This is a genomic window from Pseudomonas sp. WS 5410, assembly GCF_012985645.1.
Taxonomy (GTDB): Bacteria; Pseudomonadota; Gammaproteobacteria; order Pseudomonadales; family Pseudomonadaceae; genus Aquipseudomonas; species Aquipseudomonas shahriarae.
In genome coordinates this window covers 1-1,357 of record NZ_JAAQWS010000047.1, presented here as the reverse complement: position 1 = coordinate 1,357, position 1,357 = coordinate 1, and the positions used below count along the sequence as shown (strand labels likewise).

Genomic DNA, 1,357 nt, shown 5'->3' with positions numbered 1-1,357 from the left:
TTGGTCTTCGACACCCAGTCATTGACCTTTGCCCGACTCAACCAGCAGGCCAACCGCCTGGCCCATCGCCTGATCGCGGCCGGTGTCGGCCCTGATGTACTGGTGGGAATTGCGGTGCAACGCAGCGTTGACCTGGTGGTCGGGCTGCTGGCGATTCTCAAGGCCGGTGGCGCCTATGTGCCACTGGACCCGGCGTACCCCGAGGAACGCCTGGCCTACATGATGCAAGACAGCGGCCTGGCCCTGCTGCTGACCCAGGCACCGTTGCTGGCGCGCTTGCCGATCCCGGCCGGGGTCAGTGCCCTGGCCCTGGACCAACCGGATGCGTGGCTCGATGGCTACAGCTGCGAAAACCCGCTGCCGCGCACCACGGCCGAACACCTGGCCTACGTGATCTACACCTCCGGCTCCACCGGCAAGCCCAAAGGCGTGATGGTGCGCCATGGCGCCCTGACCAACTTTGTGTGCAGCATGGCCCGCCAGCCGGGCCTGGATGCCAATGACCGGCTGCTGTCGCTGACCACCTTTTCGTTCGATATTTTCGGCCTGGAAATCTATGGGCCACTGTTGGCTGGCGCAACCCTGGTGCTGACCGGACAGGACATCAACCTCGACCCGCAAGCCTTGCTTGCCCTGGTCAAACAGCAGCGCATCAGCGTGTTGCAGTCCACGCCCTCGACCTGGCGCATGCTGCTCGATCACCCGCAGGCCGATGAGCTCAAGGGCTGCAAACTGCTGTGCGGCGGTGAGGCGCTGCCCCTGGAACTGGCGACCCGCCTTTTGGCGCTTTCGCCCCAGGTGTGGAACCTCTACGGGCCGACCGAGACCACCATCTGGTCGGCGCAGTACCCGCTCACGCCAACTCAGCCGCAGCCGTGGCTGGGCGGGCCGATTGCCAATACCAGCCTGTATATCCTCGACGATAACCTGGCGCCGGTGCCGGTCGGGGTGGCGGGTGAATTGTTGATTGGCGGCGATGGCCTGGCGCGGGGTTACTTCCAGCGCCCGGCACTCACCGCCGAACGCTTCCTGCCCGATCCATTTGGCGCTCCCGGTACGCGCCTGTACCGCACCGGCGACCTGGCGCGCTACCGCGCGGACGGGGTGATCGAGTACATCGGCCGCGTGGATCACCAGGTAAAAATCCGTGGGTTGCGGATCGAACTGGGGGAAATCGAGGCGCGGCTGTTGGAGCAACCGCAAGTGCGCGAAGCCGCCGTGGTGGTGCGGGACGTCGCTGGCCATTCGCAGTTGGTGGCGTACGTGGTTGCCGTGCAAGCGGTCAGCGATGAACAGGCGCTGCGTGAGGCGTGCAAGCGTCAGCTCAAGGGCGACCTGCCGGAGTACATGGTGCCCA

1 protein-coding gene is annotated in these 1,357 nt (G+C 65.6%); it reads left to right on the top strand.

What is annotated here, in order from left to right:
- The coding region (locus HBO24_RS29280) for an amino acid adenylation domain-containing protein (RefSeq protein WP_170060840.1) at window positions 1-1,357 on the top strand (1,357 nt) is incomplete at both ends.